Origin of the sequence: Aeromonas sp. ZOR0002 (genome assembly GCF_963866995.1) — a bacterium.
Taxonomy (GTDB): Bacteria; Pseudomonadota; Gammaproteobacteria; order Enterobacterales; family Aeromonadaceae; genus Aeromonas; species Aeromonas caviae.
The window spans coordinates 17,704-19,266 of record NZ_CAWMFQ010000208.1 but is presented as its reverse complement, the minus strand read 5'-3'; the positions used below and the strand labels follow the sequence as shown (position 1 = coordinate 19,266).

Below are 1,563 nucleotides of genomic sequence, written 5' to 3'. Positions count from 1 at the left end.
TGGGGCGCCCCATGCAACACGTAATTGGGACATAGCCTTTTTGATTGGGCAAACGGACGGCGGGCATAAAAAAATGGGGCAACATTCGCATGTCACCCCCTCGCAAATAGCATGTTCCATATTGGGCTCCCGCAACCACGGGGGTCTGTCTGGCATCACGGGTTTCCGCTCCCGATCCGCCTCGCCTGCCGGAGCAATCCGGTTGGCCCATTTCCCCTGTTGCCGTCACCCACACGGCAGACCAGCCGCCGTGTTTGTCCTTGCACTCGAGATACTACGCAGTTAAATAAAATAAAAAACCGTTCTACACGCACCTCTATGCAGTCGAGGCCCCTGGATTGTTACTGCACTCTTAATATAAATCTATTAAAAACAATACTATACAATCCAGTCCCGTCTTTGGATGGCAAACGTTATCCTCGAAGACGCACAAGGCTTTGCGAGATCTCGCACAAGGCGGATCCCACTCACAACCAACGATGCAAAGGTAACCAATCGCTCAATTGCGCCAGCAGGCGCCGCCATGCAGAGGGGGACGCCACCACCGGGTGCACGGCCTGCTGCAACCAGCCATCGATGAGTTGCTGCAACTCGTCGCACAGCGTCGGGCTATGGAGGTGCAGCATCAGCTCGGTGTTGAGCATCAGGGAGCGGGGATCCAGGTTGAAACTGCCGAGCAGCGCCTCCTCCTTCCCCATCAGGATCAGCTTGGCATGCAGACTGAACGCCTCCGTCGTCAGCTCGAACAGGGTGATCCCCTGATGCTCGAGCCAGGGACGGTGACGTCGATAGGCGCCATAGACCAGGGGCACGTCCGTGCTGGCCAGGGAGTTGGTCAGGATCTCGATGTCGACCCCCTGCCGTCGCTGCCCCTTGAGCCGGCGACGCAGCCCCCGAGTCAGGATCAGGTAAGGGCTCACCAACCTCAGGGCCCCCTGATTGCTCGCCAGCATGCGTCCCAGCAGGGGCGCCGTGGTCGGCCGGGCGACCAGCCCCTTGCCGGGGCGATCGAACCAGCACTGCCCTCGCCCGGGATGCCAGCAAAGGGGAACGGGGCACTCATCAAACAGAGTGGCCGGCAGATCATAGGCGGCCGCCATGGCGGGGTCGGTCAGGGTCAGCAGGAAGTCGTTCAGGGCCCGGGTTTCGGCTGGCAGCAAGGGGCGTCTCAACAGGCGACGGACCGGGTGGCTCCAGCGACTGTGCCAGAACAGCGCGAACCCCTGCTCGGCCTGCTGACAGAGGGGGCCGCGGCAGAGCAGATCCAGGTCGATGAAGTGAGGCGACATTCCCAGCCCGAAGTAACGATCACCGATGTTGCGCCCGCCGATCACCGCCTGGCTGCCATCCACCAGCAGCAGCTTGTTGTGCATCCGGTGGTTGATGCGGCGAAAGCTCAGCACCCCTTCCAGCAGCAAGGTAAGGGGACGCCAGCCCCGCAACCAGAAGGGGTTGAACAGGCGTACCTCGATGCCCGGTTCCGCCGCCACCGCCTCCAGAAAGCGGTTCTCCCCGCCGTAGAGATCGTCGATGAGCAGTTGCACCACCACTCCGCGCCGGGCC

1 protein-coding gene is annotated in these 1,563 nt (G+C 61.6%); it reads right to left on the bottom strand.

All coding sequences use genetic code 11. The features are described from left to right. Positions 1–467: 467 nt before the first annotated feature. Positions 468–1,563 (bottom strand): phospholipase D-like domain-containing protein (locus AACR77_RS12430; RefSeq protein ID WP_042881911.1); only part of this gene is annotated, 1,096 nt, incomplete at its 5' end.